This is a genomic window from Marinobacter halodurans (assembly GCF_004327985.1).
Lineage (GTDB): Bacteria > Pseudomonadota > Gammaproteobacteria > Pseudomonadales > Oleiphilaceae > Marinobacter_A > Marinobacter_A halodurans.
Window position 1 is genome coordinate 128,602 of sequence record NZ_SJDL01000010.1, and the last position, 18,339, is coordinate 146,940.

At 59.5% G+C, this 18,339-nt stretch carries 15 protein-coding genes; 14 read left to right on the forward strand and 1 reads right to left on the reverse strand.

What is annotated here, in order from left to right:
• Nucleotides 1–61: 61 nt before the first annotated feature.
• The 14 genes from pilB (at nt 62) to EZI54_RS08795 (ending at nt 15,159) form a co-directional block, all read left to right on the forward strand.
• Nucleotides 62–1,777, forward strand: a complete 1,716-nt coding sequence (pilB, locus tag EZI54_RS08730; protein ID WP_131481042.1) for a type IV-A pilus assembly ATPase PilB — start codon at nt 62–64, stop codon at nt 1,775–1,777.
• 2 nt (nt 1,778–1,779) lie between these two features.
• On the forward strand, nt 1,780–2,997 hold the full coding sequence (locus EZI54_RS08735; RefSeq protein WP_131481044.1) for a type II secretion system F family protein: 1,218 nt from the start codon (nt 1,780–1,782) through the stop codon (nt 2,995–2,997).
• A 97-nt stretch (nt 2,998–3,094) separates the two neighbouring features.
• Entirely contained in the window at nt 3,095–3,970 is an 876-nt protein-coding gene (locus tag EZI54_RS08740) for a prepilin peptidase (protein WP_131481046.1), read from the forward strand.
• A gap of 15 nt (nt 3,971–3,985) precedes the next feature.
• The gene (coaE, locus tag EZI54_RS08745) at nt 3,986–4,615 is read left to right on the forward strand and encodes a dephospho-CoA kinase (RefSeq protein ID WP_131481048.1); all 630 of its coding nucleotides are present in this window, start codon (nt 3,986–3,988) and stop codon (nt 4,613–4,615) included.
• Nucleotides 4,612–5,070, forward strand: a complete 459-nt coding sequence (locus tag EZI54_RS08750) for an HIT family protein (protein WP_131481050.1) — start codon at nt 4,612–4,614, stop codon at nt 5,068–5,070. Before coaE ends, EZI54_RS08750 begins: the two co-directional genes overlap by 4 nt.
• Complete coding sequence (locus EZI54_RS08755) at nt 5,045–6,142, forward strand: hypothetical protein (RefSeq protein WP_131481052.1); 1,098 nt, start codon at nt 5,045–5,047, stop codon at nt 6,140–6,142. The genes EZI54_RS08750 and EZI54_RS08755 overlap by 26 nt, the downstream gene beginning before the upstream one ends.
• On the forward strand, nt 6,139–6,879 hold the full coding sequence (gene tsaA, locus EZI54_RS08760; RefSeq protein WP_131481054.1) for a tRNA (N6-threonylcarbamoyladenosine(37)-N6)-methyltransferase TrmO: 741 nt from the start codon (nt 6,139–6,141) through the stop codon (nt 6,877–6,879). The genes EZI54_RS08755 and tsaA overlap by 4 nt, the downstream gene beginning before the upstream one ends.
• A gap of 153 nt (nt 6,880–7,032) precedes the next feature.
• Nucleotides 7,033–9,381: a response regulator gene (locus tag EZI54_RS08765; RefSeq protein ID WP_341352848.1), complete on the forward strand. Its 2,349-nt coding sequence runs from the start codon at nt 7,033–7,035 to the stop codon at nt 9,379–9,381.
• A gap of 139 nt (nt 9,382–9,520) precedes the next feature.
• Nucleotides 9,521–9,718 carry a DNA gyrase inhibitor YacG gene (yacG, locus tag EZI54_RS08770; RefSeq protein WP_131481056.1) on the forward strand — a complete coding sequence of 66 codons (198 nt, stop codon included), beginning with the start codon at nt 9,521–9,523 and terminating at the stop codon, nt 9,716–9,718.
• Between the two features lie 155 nt (nt 9,719–9,873).
• Complete coding sequence (locus EZI54_RS08775; protein ID WP_131481058.1) at nt 9,874–10,428, forward strand: YfaZ family outer membrane protein; 555 nt, start codon at nt 9,874–9,876, stop codon at nt 10,426–10,428.
• 196 nt (nt 10,429–10,624) lie between these two features.
• The gene (locus tag EZI54_RS08780; protein WP_131481060.1) at nt 10,625–12,793 is read left to right on the forward strand and encodes a hypothetical protein; all 2,169 of its coding nucleotides are present in this window, start codon (nt 10,625–10,627) and stop codon (nt 12,791–12,793) included.
• Between the two features lie 97 nt (nt 12,794–12,890).
• Complete coding sequence (locus EZI54_RS08785; RefSeq protein WP_131481061.1) at nt 12,891–13,802, forward strand: glucosaminidase domain-containing protein; 912 nt, start codon at nt 12,891–12,893, stop codon at nt 13,800–13,802.
• Nucleotides 13,803–13,805: 3 nt separating this feature from the next.
• The gene (locus EZI54_RS08790) at nt 13,806–14,201 is read left to right on the forward strand and encodes a YkvA family protein (RefSeq protein WP_242674393.1); all 396 of its coding nucleotides are present in this window, start codon (nt 13,806–13,808) and stop codon (nt 14,199–14,201) included.
• Between the two features lie 19 nt (nt 14,202–14,220).
• A complete protein-coding gene (locus EZI54_RS08795) occupies nt 14,221–15,159 on the forward strand; it encodes an acyltransferase (protein WP_131481063.1) in 939 nt (312 codons plus the stop codon).
• Nucleotides 15,160–15,220: 61 nt separating this feature from the next.
• Here the strand turns inward: EZI54_RS08795 and EZI54_RS08800 are convergent, their stop codons facing one another.
• Nucleotides 15,221–17,929: a LuxR C-terminal-related transcriptional regulator gene (locus EZI54_RS08800; protein WP_131481065.1), complete on the reverse strand. Its 2,709-nt coding sequence runs from the start codon at nt 17,927–17,929 to the stop codon at nt 15,221–15,223.
• Nucleotides 17,930–18,339: the final 410 nt, after the last annotated feature.

The window sequence follows — 18,339 nt, forward strand, 5'->3', positions numbered from 1 at the left end:
AGCTCCGATCTAAACTTGAGCTTCAGAAACATTCAGCAACCTGTCGACAGCACTCAATTTTATGCCGCCAAGCAATCAGAACGTTACCCTGACCGGACTTGCCCGCCGATTTGTTGAGGATGGACTGCTCGAGGAAGCCGCAGCCCGCGATGCCTTTATTCAGGCATCCAACAACAAAATTCCACTGATCACCTACTTAGTCCAAAACAATTTGGCGGATAGCCGTGGGCTCGCGTTCTCCGCTGCAATGGAGTTTGGTGTTTCCGTCCTTGATCTAAACTCGTTCTCCCCTGAAATGCTGCCGGAGAAGATAGTCGATGAAAAACTGGTTCGTAAACACAACGCCCTTCCCCTTTATAAACGAGGGAAGCGACTGTTTATAGCCGTTTCGGACCCCACTAACATCCAGGCGCTGGATGAGATTAAGTTCAACACCGGTTTGAGCACCGACGCCATTCTGGTTGATGATGCCAAACTTCGGGAAATGATTGATCGGTACCTGGAATCCCACGAGACATCCATGGGGGACCTGGAAGATTCCGACCTTGAAGACATTGATATTGAAGGGGGGGAAGAGGATAACGACGATGCTGCGGTTGCCGCTTCGGATGTCGATGACGCTCCTATTGTAAAGTACGTCAACAAGGTGCTTTTGGACGCCATTCGAGGTGGCGCATCTGATATTCACTTCGAACCCTATGAAAAAGTTTATCGCGTAAGAACGCGGACAGACGGCATCCTCAAAGAAGTCTCCAAACCGTCCATAAAGCTGGCCCCGAAAATCGCGGCTCGTGTGAAGATCATGGCCCAGCTCGATATTTCCGAGCGTCGGGTGCCGCAGGACGGTCGGATCAAGATGAAGCTGTCCAAGACCAAGGCCATAGATTTCCGGGTCAATACGCTTCCGACACTTTGGGGTGAGAAAATCGTCCTGCGTATCCTTGATCCAAGTTCGGCGAAACTGGGGATTGATGCTCTGGGCTACGAGGACGAGCAGAAACAAATGTATATGGAGGCCCTGGAACAGCCTCAGGGCATGATTTTGGTAACAGGCCCAACCGGTTCCGGTAAAACGGTATCCCTGTACACAGGCCTGAACATCCTGAACACGCAAGAGCGCAACATTTCCACAGCGGAAGATCCGGCAGAAATCAACCTGGAAGGCATCAATCAAGTTAACGTCAACAATAAAGTGGGCCTGGGCTTCGCTGAAGCGCTGCGTGCATTCCTGCGCCAAGATCCCGATGTCATCATGGTAGGCGAGATCCGCGATCTCGAAACCGCGAATATTGCAATTAAGGCGGCCCAAACCGGTCATTTGGTGCTTTCGACATTGCACACAAATAGCGCACCGGAGACTCTAACCCGCATGATGAACATGGGGGTCCCAGCCTTTAACATCGCGACGTCCGTCAGCTTGATCATCGCCCAGCGACTGGCCCGCCGGCTCTGCAGCTGCAAGGAGCCGGCCGATGTGCCCAAAGACGTATTATTGAAGGAAGGCTTCACAGAGCAACAAATTGAAACAGGCTTTACTTTGTACCGCCCCAAGGGCTGTGATAAATGCAATGGTGGATATAAAGGCCGCGTCGGCATATACGAAGTCGTCAAGGTCACAGAGAACCTCGCCAATATGATTATGGAAGAGGCGAGTTCGATTAAGATTGCAAAACAGGCTCAGGCGGAAGGCTTCGCGAACCTCAGACAGTCGGGTCTCAAGAAGGTCATAGATGGTATGACAAGTCTTGAGGAAGCGAACCGCGTGACGAAGGATTAAAGATGGCAGAAAACGCGCAGAAATTATCGACCTTTGTCTGGGAAGGCAAGGACCGCAAAGGCAACAAAACCAAAGGGGAGCTCTCAGGCCCAAGCTTGGCGTTGGTAAAAGCTCAGCTCCGCAAGCAGGGCATTATGCCCGACAAGGTTAAAAAGAAACCCAAGCCGCTCTTTGGTGGTAGCAAAAAAATCTCGCCTTTCGATATCGCAATGCTCACCCGGCAAATGGCGACCATGATGAAAGCGGGCGTGCCACTTGTTCAAAGCTTCGATATCGTTGCGGACGGGATGGACAACAAAGGGCTTCAGGAACTCGTTATTGCGCTCAGAAATGATGTAGCGTCAGGAACGAGTTTCGCAGGAGCGCTGCGTCGTCATCCCAAATACTTTGACGACCTGTACTGCAATCTGGTTGATTCCGGGGAAAAGGCAGGCGCTCTGGAGCAAATGCTCGACCGAATCGCGACCTATTTGGAAAAGACAGAAATTCTGAAGAAAAAAGTTAAAAAAGCAATGACCTACCCAATAGCGGTTGTCGTTGTCGCGATTGTGGTAACAGCTATCCTACTCGTTAAGGTAGTTCCCCAGTTCCAATCGCTCTTCAACGGTTTTGGCGCTGAACTCCCCGTCTTCACGCAATTTATTATCCACGTATCGGAGTGGCTTCAGGCTTGGTGGTTCATCGTCCTACTTGGCATCGTTGGAGCCATATTCGGGTTTAAGGAAGCCAAAAAACGATCGAAAAAGTTTTCTGATGCCGTCGACAAATACGTGCTAAAACTACCTATTGTTGGCGAAATACTGGACAAATCCGCGGTCGCGAAGTTCGGTCGTGTTCTGTCCACGACGTTCGCGTCAGGCGTGCCTCTCGTTGACGCGCTGGAATCTGTATCCGGTGCAACAGGCAATGCAGTTTATCGGGATGCCGTCAGCCGCATCCGAGACGATGTGTCGAGCGGAACACAGCTACAAGCGTCGATGCGAGCCACCGGGGTTTTCCCGGTAATGGCTGTACAGTTGACTGCGATTGGTGAAGAATCTGGTAACTTAGATTCTATGCTCGAAAAGGTAGCTGACCATTACGAATCCGTCGTCGATGACATGGTTGACAACCTCACTGCATTGATGGAACCCATGATCATGGCCGTCCTTGGTGTTCTCGTCGGTGGCCTGATAATTGGCATGTATCTGCCTATATTCCAAATGGGACAAGTCGTCTAAACATTGACTTCGTTATCACCGCCCGGCAGATTTCCCCAGCCGGGCGGACTCGTTTTAGGCCCACATTTTTCCTAGAAGATACAAATCAAGGCCGTCCATGCCGACCTATGACACATTACTGAGCAATCCAGCCTATTTTTATCCTTTCTTGGTATTTCTATCACTCTGCATCGGCAGCTTCCTAAACGTCGTCATCCTCCGCCTCCCCAAAATGATGGAGCAGGACTGGCGCTGCCAATGCGAGGAGTTTTTGGAAATTCCAGAAGGTGACCGAAAGCCCGAAAAGAAATTCACCCTCTCCTCCCCCAACTCGACCTGCCCAAAATGCGGGCACGAGATCAAGCCCTGGGAAAACATCCCGGTCATCAGCTACCTGTTCCTCGGCGGCAAGTGCGCCTCCTGCAAAGCACCGATTTCGATTCGCTACCCGCTGATTGAAGCCGCTACCGCCATTCTGTCAGTCTTTACGGTCGCCTGGCTGGGTGCCGGCGAAAAAGGGCTTTGGGCCCTGGTTCTGGTTTGGGCGTTGATCGCCCTGACGGTTATCGACTTCGATACCCAACTGCTGCCAGACAGCATCACCCTGCCCCTGCTCTGGCTGGGCCTGATCCTCAATTATTTCGGTGTGCTGACCGATTTCAGCAGTGCCTTCTGGGGCGCGATTTTCGGCTACCTGTCGCTCTGGTCCATCTACTGGCTGTTCAAGCTGGTAACCGGCAAGGAGGGCATGGGACATGGCGATTTCAAGCTGCTCGGGGCCCTTGGTGCGTGGCTGGGATGGCAGTTGCTGCCGGCGGTGATTCTGCTATCGTCTGTCGTGGGCGCCATCATTGGCATCAGCCTGATTGCGTTTCGCGGGCATGGGCGCGAGGTGCCGATTCCTTTTGGCCCCTACCTGGCCATCGCCGGCCTGCTTGCGCTCTGGTTCGGGCCCGAGCTCCAGGCGCTCTGGTTTAGCTATCTTCGACTGTAACAGCAGGTTCATCCCTTGAGAGTCATCGGTCTGACGGGCGGTATCGGCAGTGGCAAGTCCACGGTCGCCCGCCTCTTCCAGGAGTTGGGTGTCCATGCCGTGGATGCCGATATCATTGCCCGCGAGGTTGTTGAGCCCGGCACGCCCGCATTGGCCCGGATTGCCGGGCATTTCGGCGAGACAATCCTCACCGCCGAAGGCGCACTCAATCGTGCGGCCTTGCGACGGATTGTGTTTGAAACACCTTCTGAAAGGGCGTGGCTCGAGAAGCTGCTGCACCCGGTCATTCGCGAGGAAATCCGGCGCCAGCTCTGGCTGGGTGATGAACCGGTTCCCGCGGACTATCCTCATCAATATGTCTTGCTGGTTTCGCCGCTGTTGCTGGAAACCGATCAGTACCAGTTGACGGATGAGGTGATCGTGGTGGACGTCCCTGTCGAAACGCAGATCGAACGCACCATGGGCCGCGATCAGAACGATCGTGATCAGGTGGAGCGTATCATTGCAGCGCAAATACCGCGGGAGGAGCGGCTCCAGAAAGCCGACCGGGTGATCGACAACACCCAGCCCATGGCGGCGGTCAAAGACTCGGTCAGGGCTCTACACGCCATTCTGGACACGGGCCTGGCGGATCAAGGTTCATGAGTTCTCCCTGCATTTTCTGCCAGATTGCGGCCGATGAAGCCCCCCATGCCCTGGTCTACAAAGACGATGACTGCTGTGCCTTCATGGATATCCATCCGCTCGGCCGTGGACATGTCCTGGTGATTCCCCGGCGCCATGTGGTTCAAGTGACAGAGCTCGAAGGCACGCTGCAGGATCGTCTGTTCCAGGTGGCTCGCCGGATACTGAAAGCCCAGCGTCAGCTGGGCTGGGGAATCCAGGGGACCCACATCCTCCTGAACGACGGCAAGGCCGCGAACCAGACGGTCCCCCACGCCCACATCCATGTTATCCCGCGGGAGTCCCGGGATGGCTTGAAATCCATGGGACGGCTTCTGCTGCATGTGACCGGCCTGTTCGGCCCTCGCCAGAAGCCGGCGGTATTGCAACAACAGGCGGAATCGCTTCGGCATGAAATGGATCGCTTCCAGGAATAGTGTGCGCCCTCACCTCAGCGCCATAGCCAGCGCGCTTTGCCTGGCCGCCGTTCCATCGGCCGCCCTGGCCAATACGGCGGATCAGCAGGAACCGTATGTTTCCCCGCTGCGGATGGATGCACTGGAGCTGGATTTCTTTACCTTTACGCAGGAAGATCGCCTGGATCAGAAACAGGCCCAGCCCCGGGACTCCTGGTGGCTCGACACGTCGGAATGGATCATCCGCCAGCATGAAGAGCGCTCCCGGCAGGTCCAGAACATGGGCGCCTGGGCGGACCAGACGCTGTCCGGTGATGCCCGCACGCTGCCAGACAACCAGAGCTATCTTCGCATCGGCTTTGCAACGCGTTCTGAGACCGCCAATCTCGCCCAGATCGAGCCGGAAGCCCGCTTCAAGCTGGACCTGCCCACCGTCGAAGAGAAACTGCGCCTGGTGGTGGAGAGCGACAGCGAAGAAACCAAGTCCCTCTCCGAAAGGGACCGCGACCGGCAGTTGACCGATGAAGGCCGCAGCGATTCCAGGGCCACCGGCGCCCTGCGCTACATCACCGACCTCACGGACAAGCTGAACCTGAGCAACGATGTGGGCGCGCGCCTGCGCCTGCCTCCGGATGCGTTCTGGCGTGCCCGTTCCCGGGGGCGCTTCGATCTGGCCAACGACTGGGACCTGGATATCGACCAACGCGTCTATTACTTCCACCAGGATGGCTGGGGCGAGAGCACCTGGCTGGGTTTTTCCAAGTGGTACGGCGACTGGCGTTTCCGCAGTGCTTCGGAATTGCGCTGGGTCCACTCGGACCGGCAATTCGAGTTCTCGGAGATCTTCAGTCTGTACAGCCGCCCCAACAACCGGGCTGAGCTCAATCCCCGCATGGGTGTGCTGGGCGAGAGCCAACCGGGCTGGCGACCGACGGAGTACTTCGTCGACTTCACCTATCGCTATCGCCTCTACAGCACTTGGCTTTATGGCGAAGCCATTCCTGCGGTCAACTTCTACCGGGACGACAATTTCGGCGAGACCGCATCCATCACCCTGCGTATCGAGATGTTCTTTGCCGGGAGTATCCGATGACTCGACACCCGTCCCGGCCAGCCCAGGACGCCCTGACGCTGGAGCCGGTCGCCATCACCCGTTCGTGCTTCCGCGATAAGTTCGGTGTGCCGCGCCAGCCCGGACTGACCCGGCATGCGTGGGCCGACCTGATTATCCAGCCGCCCTATAATCGCGAGGATGCCTTCCGGGGTCTGGAGGACTGCTCCCATCTCTGGCTGACGTTCCAGTTCCACCAGGCGGTGCGGGCCGAATGGCGGCCGACGATTCGCCCACCCCGGCTTGGCGGCAACCGCAAGGTCGGCGTCTTTGCCAGCCGCTCGCCGTTCCGCCCCAACAGTCTGGGCCTGTCCGTTGTGCGCAACGAGGGCCTGCGGCGACAAGACGGCGACCTCGTACTGCGCATCCGGGAGCATGATTTGATCGAGGGGACGCCAATTCTCGACATCAAGCCTTACCTGCCCTTCGCCGATGCGATTACAGACGCCGAGATTCCCTGGGCTTCCGCGCCGCCTACAGAGCGCCTGCCGGTTGTGTTCTCAGCGGAGGCCGAAGCCCAGTTGGACCTGTTGGACCCGCAGCGCTACCCTGAATTCCGCGCCCTGATCGAAGACGTCGTGGCCTACGATCCGCGACCGTCGTTTCGCCGGGGCCGGATTGAGGAGCGGATCTACGGCGCACACCTCTACGACCACAATGTCCGCTTCCGTTTCAGCGAGTCGGGTGTGACCGTTTTGACGATAAGTCTGCTAGACTGAGATTTCAGCCAGAACGGGGCTTGAGAAGCCATCTGTAATATAGAATGACCATTCATGAGCGCATTAAATTCAAGGTGCTGGGTCATCTGAGTGGTTCTTGCAGATGCCTTCTGGTTTGCCGTAGTCGCATCACTTCACCAGGGAACCGGTAGCGTGGCATTACGAACATCCCTCAAGAAACTCGGTGTCCGGCCACTTGCGGCTCGATTGCTGGCCTATGTCCTGATTTTCAGCTTCCTGCTTTCCATCGTTGCCACCGGGGCCCAGATGCTCGGCGAGTTTGAACGCCGCAAGGGCGAGCTGGCGGAAGTCCAGAACCGCGCCGCGGAGATGCTCCAGCCGGTACTGAGCAGCAATCTCTGGATGCTCGATTTCAAGGCCGTGGAAAATAGCCTGGAGGGTCTGCTCGCCTTTCCATCGATGCAGTATGCCGAGGTCCGTTCGGAAACCGGCGATGTCTTCCGGGCCGGCCAACCGGTCGAGAATGACCGGATCGAGCAGACCTACCCCATCAAGATCACCGACGGGGAGCATCAGGGACAGCAGCTCGGCACGCTGACCATCAGTTCCTCCCTCAGCACAGTCTACCAGGACGTGATCAGCCGCGGCCTGACCCTGCTTATGTTCCAGAGCGTGATCGTAATGCTGGGCACACTGGGTTTGCTGCTCATCGTACGCCTGACGCTGACCCGTCACCTGGAAACCATCTCCGATTACATCAAGAGGCTCAACTTCGACGCCCTGATCGCGCCGCTCAAACTGCACCGTCGCCCGCCGCGCCGGGCCGATGAACTGAGCGAAGTGGAACATGCCCTTAACATCATGCGCGCCCAGTTACTGGAAGAGGCCCGCGACCTGCGCCAGTCCAGCATGCAGTCAAGGGACGAGCGGGACGAAGCGGTTCGCGCCAACCACGCCAAGAACCTGTTCCTGGCCAACGTGAGCCATGAGCTGCGGACACCGCTGCAATCCGTGCTGGGCTATGCCAGCCTGCTCGAGGACACGCAACTGGACGACGAGCAACGGGATTTCGTCAAGACCCTGCAGAACTCCGCGGAAAGCCTGTCCGCCATCATCAACGACCTGCTGGACATATCCAGCATGGAGGCCGGCAAGCTGGTGCTCGAAGACATCCCGTTCGACCTGCGCGATACCCTTAATGATCTGGTGGTCATGCTTGGCGAACGCGCCCGGGAGAAAGGCCTGGCCCTGGAACTGCGGGTCGATGAGAACCTGCCCAACGCCCTGCGGGGGGATCCGATCCGTCTGCGCCAGATACTGCTGAACCTGACCTCCAATGCCATCAAGTTCACCGATTCCGGCCACGTCCTGGTTAACCTGGAAGTCCTTGGCCACAAGAACGAACGCATCCAGATCCGCATTGCCGTCGAGGATACCGGCGTGGGCATTCACGCCGAGGATCTGCCCCTGGTTTACGAACCCTACGTGCAACTGGGCCAACGTTTTCGCCGGCAACTGCCGGGTGCCGGGCTGGGCCTCACCATCTGTCGCCAACTGATTGGGCTCATGGGCGGACGCCTGGACGTGCAAAGCCAGCCCGGCGAAGGATCGACGTTCTGGATAGAACTGGATCTCGCGCAGGCGCCGGAAGGCACCACCCGCGTCCGACCGGATACCCGCATGATCCGCGGCAAGCGCCTGCTGGTCGTGGACTCCTACGCGCTGTCCCGCAAGATCACGCTGGAAATGCTGTCGCGCAACGAGGTGGATATCGAGGCCGTCCACTCGGCGGCCGAGGCCCTACTGGCCCTACGCCAGAGCAGCGACAGCGGCGCCCCCTTCGACGCCATGATCCTGGATGGCTTCGTTCCGGATATGGACAGCGACCTGCTCTGCCAGCAGGTACGCGAGAATCCGGACTGGAAGGACACGCGCATCCTGGTCCTGTCTTCCAACCCACAACGCGGTGATGCGGAACACTTCCGCCAGGCCGGCGCCGACGGGTTTCTCAGCAAGTCATTGCGTGAATCCTACCTGACCCCGATCCTGCACCAGATGTTTACCGACCGAGCCAATGGCGAGCGCGCCTTCCTGACCCGGTTCTCCCTGCAGCCCAGCCCGGAGCAGCGCAGCCCGCATCCGCTGCCCAGTCAACGTATGCGGGTCCTGCTGGTGGAGGACAATCCGGTCAACCGCACGCTCACACGCCGCCTGCTGGAAAAACTGGGGTGCGAAGTGACCACAGCCAACGATGGTGAGGCGGCACTGGGGCTGATCCAGTGGCACGAATTCGACTTGATCTTCATGGATTGCGTGATGCCCCGGGTCGACGGTTACGAAGCCACCCGACGCCTGCGGGAACGTGAGCACAACCTCAACCAGCCGGCCGTACCGGTGATTGCGCTAACGGCCAGCGCCATGGAAAAGGACGAGGAGCGTTGTCGCCGTGCCGGCATGGACGCGTTCGTCGCCAAGCCGGTCAACATGGAAATGCTCCGTGCCGTGATCGAACAGTTCTGCCGGAGTGCAATCGACGTCTGAGCCGGTTACCATAAGGACTCCGGGTTCAAAGTCAGATCGCTATTCAAATCAACTCTTTGGCCCCAGTCTGGTCCACCCCGTACGCCGAAGGCCCTGAGCCGGAAGACGTCGGGTTCTCTCAACCGGTATTCAGAGATCCATGCTTGTAACCTGCCCAACCTGTAAAAACGATGTCGAATGGGACGTCAACAATCCTTACCGGCCGTTCTGCTGCGAACGCTGCAAGCTGATTGACCTTGGAGCCTGGGCCAATGAGGAATTCCGGATTCCAGCCGAGGACGCGGATCCCGGTGAATTTCCTGAAGCAGACGACGAACAGGACACACCCCGGCACTGACAACAGGCTCGACGAGCGGCGGGTATGCGTTGTAAACCGTTGATCCGGCGTCATGTAAGACCCGGCTGATATGACCAGATCGTAAGTTGAGAGGCCCCTGGCCCATGGCTACTATGACCGCAGATCCAACCAGAACGAACGATAAGGGTAAATCCATGAACTACTGCCGCCTTTCCATTCTGGCACTGTCTATCGTTGCCACACCGGCCCTGGCTGCCGATTTTGACCTCAGCCTGACCAATGACTCCGCCAAGGGCCAGGTCAACTTCACGCCGAACACCGCCGACCTCCAGGCTGGCGCCGGTTATACCTACCACGAAGGCAGTCGCCACATCGTCAACCTGGACCTGCACGCACAGGGTCGTACGGCGCTCGGCAACCTGCCGACCACGGCGGGTATCGGCGTCCAGGGTATCGGTTGGGACGACGATGATCTCGATGGTGGTGCCGTGGGCATCGGCGGTTTCGCCACCATGAACATCCCCAACGTCCCGGGGCTCTCGGTGACCGGTGCGCTGCACTATGCCCCCAGCATCCTGTCATTCGGTGATTCCGACGACATGACGAGCTTCGAGGGTCGCGTCAGCTACCGCGTCATCCGCAACGCCGAGCTGTTCGCCGGTTACCGGTACCTCAATACCGATCTCGACCCGCGCGGCGACGTCAATCTGGATGAAGGCGTCCTGGCCGGTATGAAGCTCTACTTCTGAACCGATAACGTCAGATCGCTTTCAGCAGAAACGGGGTCCCGGACGGACCCCGTTTTTCTTGCGCTGGCTTTACCGCCCCGCCCCTTCCCATACCACAAACCGTTACAGACTTTCCGTTCCGTGCCGAACCTCACTTTTTCAGGGAAGGCTGCCTGCTAATCTGCCGGGAACTTCAAATCCTGGATGCCCGATTGCCATGCCTGTTACCCTTCGCCTCCTCAGCCTTTTCACCCTGACCGTCGCATTAACGGCCTGCGGTGGTGGTGGAGACGACGCAGTCCAGGAGGCGGGTGAACGCCCCAACAGCTTCTCGGGGGAGAAAAACCCGGCCGATGACTTCACCGAATCCAGCACCGGCGATTCCAACAACACCGCAGGCCTGGCCAGGAACGAGGTCCGCATTACCGTCGAAGTGCCGAGCCTCCTCGCCCCCAGCGCCCCTCTCTCCCGGCGCAATCTGCACCTGGTGCAGCCGGACAGCGCCAGCGTCTATAAAACCAACCAGACCCTGACCAAGATAAGTACCGTGACAACGGAACAGCGCCAGGACGAAGACGGTTACACCGTCATCAAATTCCCGCAGGGGCAACCCGTTGGCCCGAATGTGCTGATCGAAGTGGAATACAACGGCACCCGCATCCGGGCCTTCGCCACGGATCGCGATCGGGATATCAAGGTCAATCCCTTCTCCGAGTATGTCGTGCGTTACGGGCTGGGGGGCTACAACAGTTCCGAGTTTGCCACCGTCATGGACTGCGTCGAGTCCACCGACAGCGACGGCCTGTGCATCAACAAGTTCGTCTGGTCGACCCTGGCCGACCAGATCCAGGACTTTGAAATCAATATTCCCGACGGCACCTCCCTGGAAGGCGCCGTCAGCCAGTTGGCCGCCCGGACCGACCTGGCCAACTACGTCGACCGCATGACCGAACTGGCCCAGGTCCCGCCGGTCTCCACCAGCGCCATTTCAGCAGACACGGTCAACATGAACGGTGTCTACTTTGGCCTGGAACTGGGGCGCAGCAGCCGCTTTTCCAGTTCGACTGCGGCGCAGTGGGCGACACAGCGCGCCTATGAGGAACGCATCGAGAGCGATGGCGTGGCCTACGTCTATCCCGGCTTGAGCATGACGTCGTTCTCGGTCTTCGGCATCAACGTCACCTCGATGGCCACCGATTATCCGTACGAACGCGCAACGCTCGACCGTTACGACAACGGCCTCTATGACACCCAAGGTCGGGGATTCTGGGACATCAACAGCCATGCCACGTCGCCCAGCGCCGCCAGCATCGTCAACCAGGACCGGCTCCTGGCGGGTTCTTCCCTCTATCAGAGCATTACCGACAAGACCGGCTCATTGCCCGTCGGCTGGACCCGCAACCCCTACTTCCTCGACGCCCACGTCCTGCTGTCCGATGACGACTATCCCGATACGCTGCTGGCCAACTACTTCAGCGCCGGCAAAGCCATCCAGCTTGAACAGGACAGTGCCGGCAACTACCAGCGTCAGGGCGAACTGGAGAATTACTTCGTCTCCGCATTCGATGTCGGACTGGCTCAAAGCGACCCTTTCGATACAAGCACCCTGCAGTCTGACTACAACGTGATCAGTTTTTCGGTCCAGTTGGGTGGGAGCACCTACCCGTTCCGGACCGAGTCGCTGATCGGCACCTGGAGCAGCACCGGCAGCGGCGACTACACCCAGACGGCAACGGCCGAGTCGATTCGCCGGGATGCCAGCGGCGCCGTTGACAGCACGGCGCCCAACCGCGATGACAATGCGCACGTTGGCAACCGCACGTCCCAACTGGGCGCCGGCGAGACGGACAACGGGCGGCTCAACCTGCTGTATGACAGCACCACCGGCTTCTACGGGGTCGAGGGTATCGGCGCCAGCAATCCCGACGCCAGCCTGCTTGCCTTCAACCTGGACAACCCGGTCAACGGACAGGGCATCCTGTTTGCGCTGGAAACCGGGAGCGGCGGTCCGGAAGAGGCGAATTACCGGCTGTCCGGTACCATCGCCGGGCTGGGCGACGACGACCAGTACCTGCGGCAGGTGGATCGAGGCCGGCTGTCGATCACCAACGTCACGACCCGGGAAGCCACGGTCTCACTGGCCGGCTTCCAGATCAGGGAATCCATCAGCACCACCGGCCAACAGCCTCCCACCGCCGTCGGCGATGCCAACGTCGACCTGACCTATGTGCCCTCCGGCGACCGACTGACGTTTACCAGCGCCGATGGCTCCATCGTCCTGGACGGCTACCTGTCCAGCGATCGTGAATTTGTTGTCCTGAGATACCGTGAAACGACGGTTGCCGGCGAGGAGTACATTGGACTGCTTTTGGGAGCGAGAGAGTAAACACCAGCGAAACAGATACCTGCTGTAACTGAACCAAACAGGCTTGTTTTCGTAACCTGTTACAATACGCGTCAGACTGCAGTAATCGGAGGACGTAATGTCAGCAGGTGTAAAACTGACAGCCATGGCAGCCACGCTGGTCCTGGCTTTCGGCTGGGGTGCGCTCCATAAGCCCGCCGATTTCCAGCCGGAGTACGATCAGGACAACGCAACGCTGGACGCCCTGCCACCGCTCCCGGCCTGGGCCATGGCGGACCTGCCGGACTTTACGGACTATCACGACACGGCCGAGAAGAAGGCGGCTTTCTTTTCCTTCCTGTACCCTCGCATCGTCCTCGCCAATACACGTGTGCTGATGCTCCGCGACAATCTGGAGATCCTGGAGAGGAAACCGAAGCTGACCGGTCAGGAGATGGCCTGGCTGAAGCGTCAGGCCAAACGGCTGCGGGTCGATGCCGACATCGCCTCTCCGGAAATGTATGAAGTGCTCAACCGGCGCCTCGACGTCATCCCGCCTTCGTTGATCATGGCCCAGGCGGCCAATGAATCGGCCTGGGGCACCTCACGCTTTGCCACCCAGGGTAATAACCTGTTCGGCCAGTGGTGTTTCACCAAGGGTTGCGGGCTCGTCCCCCGCAGCCGGGTGGAAGGCGCGACCCATGAGGTGGCGGCATTCGCGTCGCCTTATGAGTCCATCCGCGCCTACATCACCAATATCAATCGTCACGACAGCTACCAGGCCCTGCGCAACACGCGGGAGCAGGCCCGGGAAAAGGACCGCTTCCCCGGCGGTGTTGCCCTGGCGCAGGGGCTGATCGGCTACTCCGAGCGCGGAGCCGCCTACGTTGAGGAAATCCAGGCTATGATCCGCCACAACAACCTTGGATACTATGACAAGGAATACAAGGCGCTGATTGGCAGCAGCAACACCCTGCCGGAGTTGCTGCGGCTGGCGACCGGCGACGAGTCTGCGTTTACGCCGGGAGGCATTGCGAAAAGCGAGGGCTGACCTGTGAAGAGACAACTGGAAAGCACCCGGATACCCGAGTGGTCGGAACACTACTCGGACGGCGGGTTTCGCGACAAGCTGCGTCAGGGCGCCTTCAGCCTGGGGCGGAAGCCGCTGGAGCTGGGGCTGACGCTCTACTATACACTGCGCGCGCCGGGCACACCGCTATGGTGCAAAACGGTCATCTCCGGCAGCCTGGGCTATTTCATCAGCCTGGTGGATGCCATTCCCGACCTCACACCGGTACTGGGCTACACCGACGATATATCCGTCATGCTGGCCGCCGTCGCCGCCCTGGGTGCCCATGTCACACCGGAAATCCGCCACCAGGCCCGCGCCAGAACCAACCAGTTGATGGGCGAGTCCAGAACGCCAGACACCCCACACGACTCGCACTGATCGCCAACGAGACGAAACCATGCTGAACTTCCTGCCTGCGACACTCAAAGGGTGCCTGGCCGCCCTTTTGATCCTCGCAGACACCCTGGTCCTGCTCCCCATACTCCTGCTGTTTGCGTTCATCAAGCTCATAGTTCCCATCCGGGTCGTCCGCGCCGGCTGCACGGTGGTGCTGAGCTGGATCGCCTATCTCTGGATCGGCTTCAACAATCGGCTGGCCGACCTGCTCCACCGGATCGAATGGCAGGTGGAGGGCGTCGGCAAGCTGTCCAGTGACAACTGGTACCTGGTGACGTGCAACCATCAATCCTGGGCGGATATCCCGGTGATCCAGTACGTCCTGAACGACCGCATCCCACTGCTCAAGTTCTTCCTCAAGCAGGAACTGATCTGGGTACCGCTGCTGGGCGTGGCCTGGTGGGCCCTGGATTTTCCGTTCATGCGCCGTTACACGAAGGAGCAGATCGCCAGGAAACCCAGCCTGAAAGGCAAGGACCTGGAAACCACCCGTGCGGCCTGCGAGAAGTTTCACTACACGCCCGTCACCGTGTTCAATTTCATGGAAGGCACCCGCTTCACCCAGGCCAAGCACGATGCCCAGCAGTCACCCTACAGGCACCTGCTGAAGCCACGGGCCGGCGGCACGGCCTTCGTGCTGGGGGCGATGGGAGAGACGCTGCATACGCTGCTGGACGTCACCATCGTATACCCCGATCGTCGGCACGGTTTCTGGGACTATCTCTGCGGTCGCATCAAGCGCGTCATCATCGATGTCAGAACCGTCGAGATACCGGCCCACTTCCGGGGCATGGACTACACCAGCGATGAGCAACTGCGGAGTGAATTCCAGGCCTGGGTGGATGACCTGTGGTTGGCAAAGGATCGCCGGATCGACCGCCTCATGGGCAAGGCCGGCTCAGGTGTGGCGACTCGGGAGAAAGAGGCAACTCTCGTCTAATCCCTGGATGGTGTATCGGCGGAGGCCCATGACGCCCCGTTCGCCAAATCACAGGATTGCCCTAAAGCACCCCCAACTCCCGGGCACGGACAATCGCCTGGGTGCGTGACCGCACCCCCAGCTTGGCGTTGAGCCGTCGGGCATGGGTCTTCACCGTATGCAGGGAAATATGCAGCCGGTCGGCAATGTCCTGGTTGGACAGGCCAATGGCGATCAACTCCAGCACCCCGCGCTCGCGGTCGCTGATCGGCTCGACGAGTTCTCTGCCGGCCTTGGCGGCCTGATGCTTCTCGACCCGGAAATAGGAACGCAGTCGGTCGAAGAAAGGCAACTCACCGGCCGACGCCAGGACTTTCGGCAGAAGCTCACGCAACGCGCTTTCCATCTCGATAAACGGACTGACGTATTCTTCGCGGGCCGCTTCCTGCAATGCTTCACGCAGGGCCACCAGTGCCTTGTCCGGTTTGCCGGCCTTGTCGTGAATCATCGACTGGAGAATACGCGCGTAGATCAGGCGGCCCAATGGCAATTCAAGCCCATCCATGGACTGGCCGTAAACCGCCAGACGTTCCTGCGCCAATGCCAGGTCGCCCCGGGCGATGTCGTTTCGAATCCGCAGTGTTTCAACCAGGCCTGGCAGCATGGGAAACAGCTCCGGTACGCACGGTTCCCGGTCCCCAGTCACCAGGCATTCCAAAGCGGCATCCATCCGATGCAACTGGTCTCCCTGCAGCCAGCAGGACAGCTTCAAGGCCTCCAGCACCGGTCGATAGGCGATGTCGTCCACCTGCCACAACTGCATGGTTCGTTCAGCCTGCCCGATCCAGCTGAACGCCTGTTCCAGCTCACCCCGGGATTTCGCAATCAATGCCCGCAGGGCCAGGTTCATCAACAGCCCCAGGTCACGGCAGTGTTCAGCCTGACGTGCGGCCCGCACCAGGCTGGTTTCAGCCTCCTGCCATCGCCCCTGGTGCCAGAGCAACAGGGCCAGGCTGAGCTGCAACCGGCTCTCACCCACCCTGGGTGGCTGGTACGGGGCGTTGAGCGCCACATCCATACCACGGCGAATCAACGTCTCGGCACGCTTGAGGTACCCCTTGCCCAGTTCGATTCGGGCATGATCGTACACCGCGAGGATCTCGCTGCCCGGGTCACCGGATTCGCGGGCCAGCCGGGCCGCATGCCGGTTGGCACTGCGCGCCTCGGCATAACGTTCGACGGCGCACAGGGCGCTGGAGCGTATCCATAGCGCCATCAGGCGCGCATGGTCGGACAACGAGCTATCGGCGAGGGCCTGGTCGACCGCCTCCAGCGCCGGCCCTATGGCACCGCGACCTCGCAGGATAAACGCCCGCAACGTCATCAAACGACCACCCAGTGCATCCGTCTCAGCACCGGGTAACCCTTCAATCAATTTTTCCGCCAGACTGAATTGCCCGCCAATGGCATGCACCCAGCCGTAGACAAGGCGCAGCCGCGGGCTCTTTTCAATCAGGTGGGCGGGAAGCTGCTGGCGCCAGCTCAGTAACTCCCCGGTGTTCTGCCCGGCCAGCAGGGCTTCGGATCCGCTGGCGGCAATTTCCAGCGCGCGATCGGCATCCTGGGCCCGCAGGGCGTGAGTCAGGGCTTCGGATCGGTCACCGCGGGCCTCAAACCAGTGACTGGCACGCAACGCGCGTGTCTGCCGGCCATGCAGTTCCCGGCCCAGCAACCAATCGCGGAACAGGGGGTTGAACCGGTACCAGCGCCCCTGCCCGGACACCGGCCAGATCGGCAGCCCCTTCTGGCAGGCCATGGACGGTGTCAGCTCCAGCTCAAACAGCGCCTCATTGAGGGACTGCAATAGCGCATCGCTGATCAGTTCGGGCTCCGCCATATGAAACAGCATGACCTGGGCCACGGTCGAGTAGTGTCCCAACAGACCATCGCGGAAGAAGCGGGCAACGGCGGGACTTTCCAGGATTGTACGCGGCGTACCGGTTTCCCCCTGCAACTCCATCCGGAACAACTGGAGCGGGGTAATCCAGCCTTCACTGACGTGATGCATCTGCTCGATGTCCGCCGGGCGAATGCGCTGCTGCTGCAACTCTTCGGCGAACAGGACCTCGGTCTCGGCCAGTGACAGGCGCAGGTTTTCCGCGCCCAACCGTGCCAGACGGCCGCCGAGTGCAGCGCCATGGGTCGAGAAAGTGACCTGTTCTCGAGAGATCAGCACCAGGGCCAGGGTCTCTGGCAACTCGGCTACCATCTGTTCGATCATGTCACGCGCATCCGGCTGGGTCAGCCAATGCACATTGTCGAGAATGAGACAGGTCGGCAGGCTTTCGGGCTTCTCCGCAAATTCCCGTGCGTAGCGCTGCAACAGCAGGCTCAACAGGTCGGGGTAGAGATCGCGCTGCATCGAGCCAAGCGCCTGGCGCTGATCCTGCCCCAGGGCAATGCCCAGCAGCGCCATCAGACGCCGTGGGTCATTGTCCCTGGATTCGACGCTGAGCCAGGCAACCCTCTCCTGCCCCGCCGCCACAACATGCTCCCGCAGCGCCTGGGTTTTGCCATAGCCGGCAGGGGCTTCCAGCAGCAGCGTCCGGCCGGGTTGCAATGCGTCGGCAATGATTTTCTGCAAGCCCGGACGGGCCAGGAAAACGGCGGGTGCGGCCGGTACCTTGATCCGTTGACTGAGCAGATCCCGGATCAGCTCTCCGGACGGTACGGCACTGGCCTGACCGGCGAAATCATCGTTCGCCGCCTGTACGTCGAGTATTGTTTTCAAGATGTGCCCCAATCAAACAACGCGATCCAGGCCAATCGCGGGTGTGGTGTTGCTGCCAGCCTTCTGATCCGATCTCCGATGGCGGACACCGTCCAGAGGCTGACTATGGCTCTCTCCGTGCTTTTATTGTTTTATCCGGCCGGTTATCGTGCCGGCTCTGATTTAAAGGTAGGTTAATACAGATAGCGCCACAAGCGCAAAATTGTCGTAATTTCAGAATGCTGGATACAAACAGTCACCAAATTGGCGGCGAGCCAGGGCAATCGAGTAGGAGGGGGAGTCACCTCCCCCGTCCTCTCACACCACCGGGCATACGGTTCCGTACCACGGCGGTTCATGATTGGCTCTGAAGCCGGTTTATCGTATCCAGCAAACTGACCAGAGACAGGCGGTCGAACACCTTCTTTGGC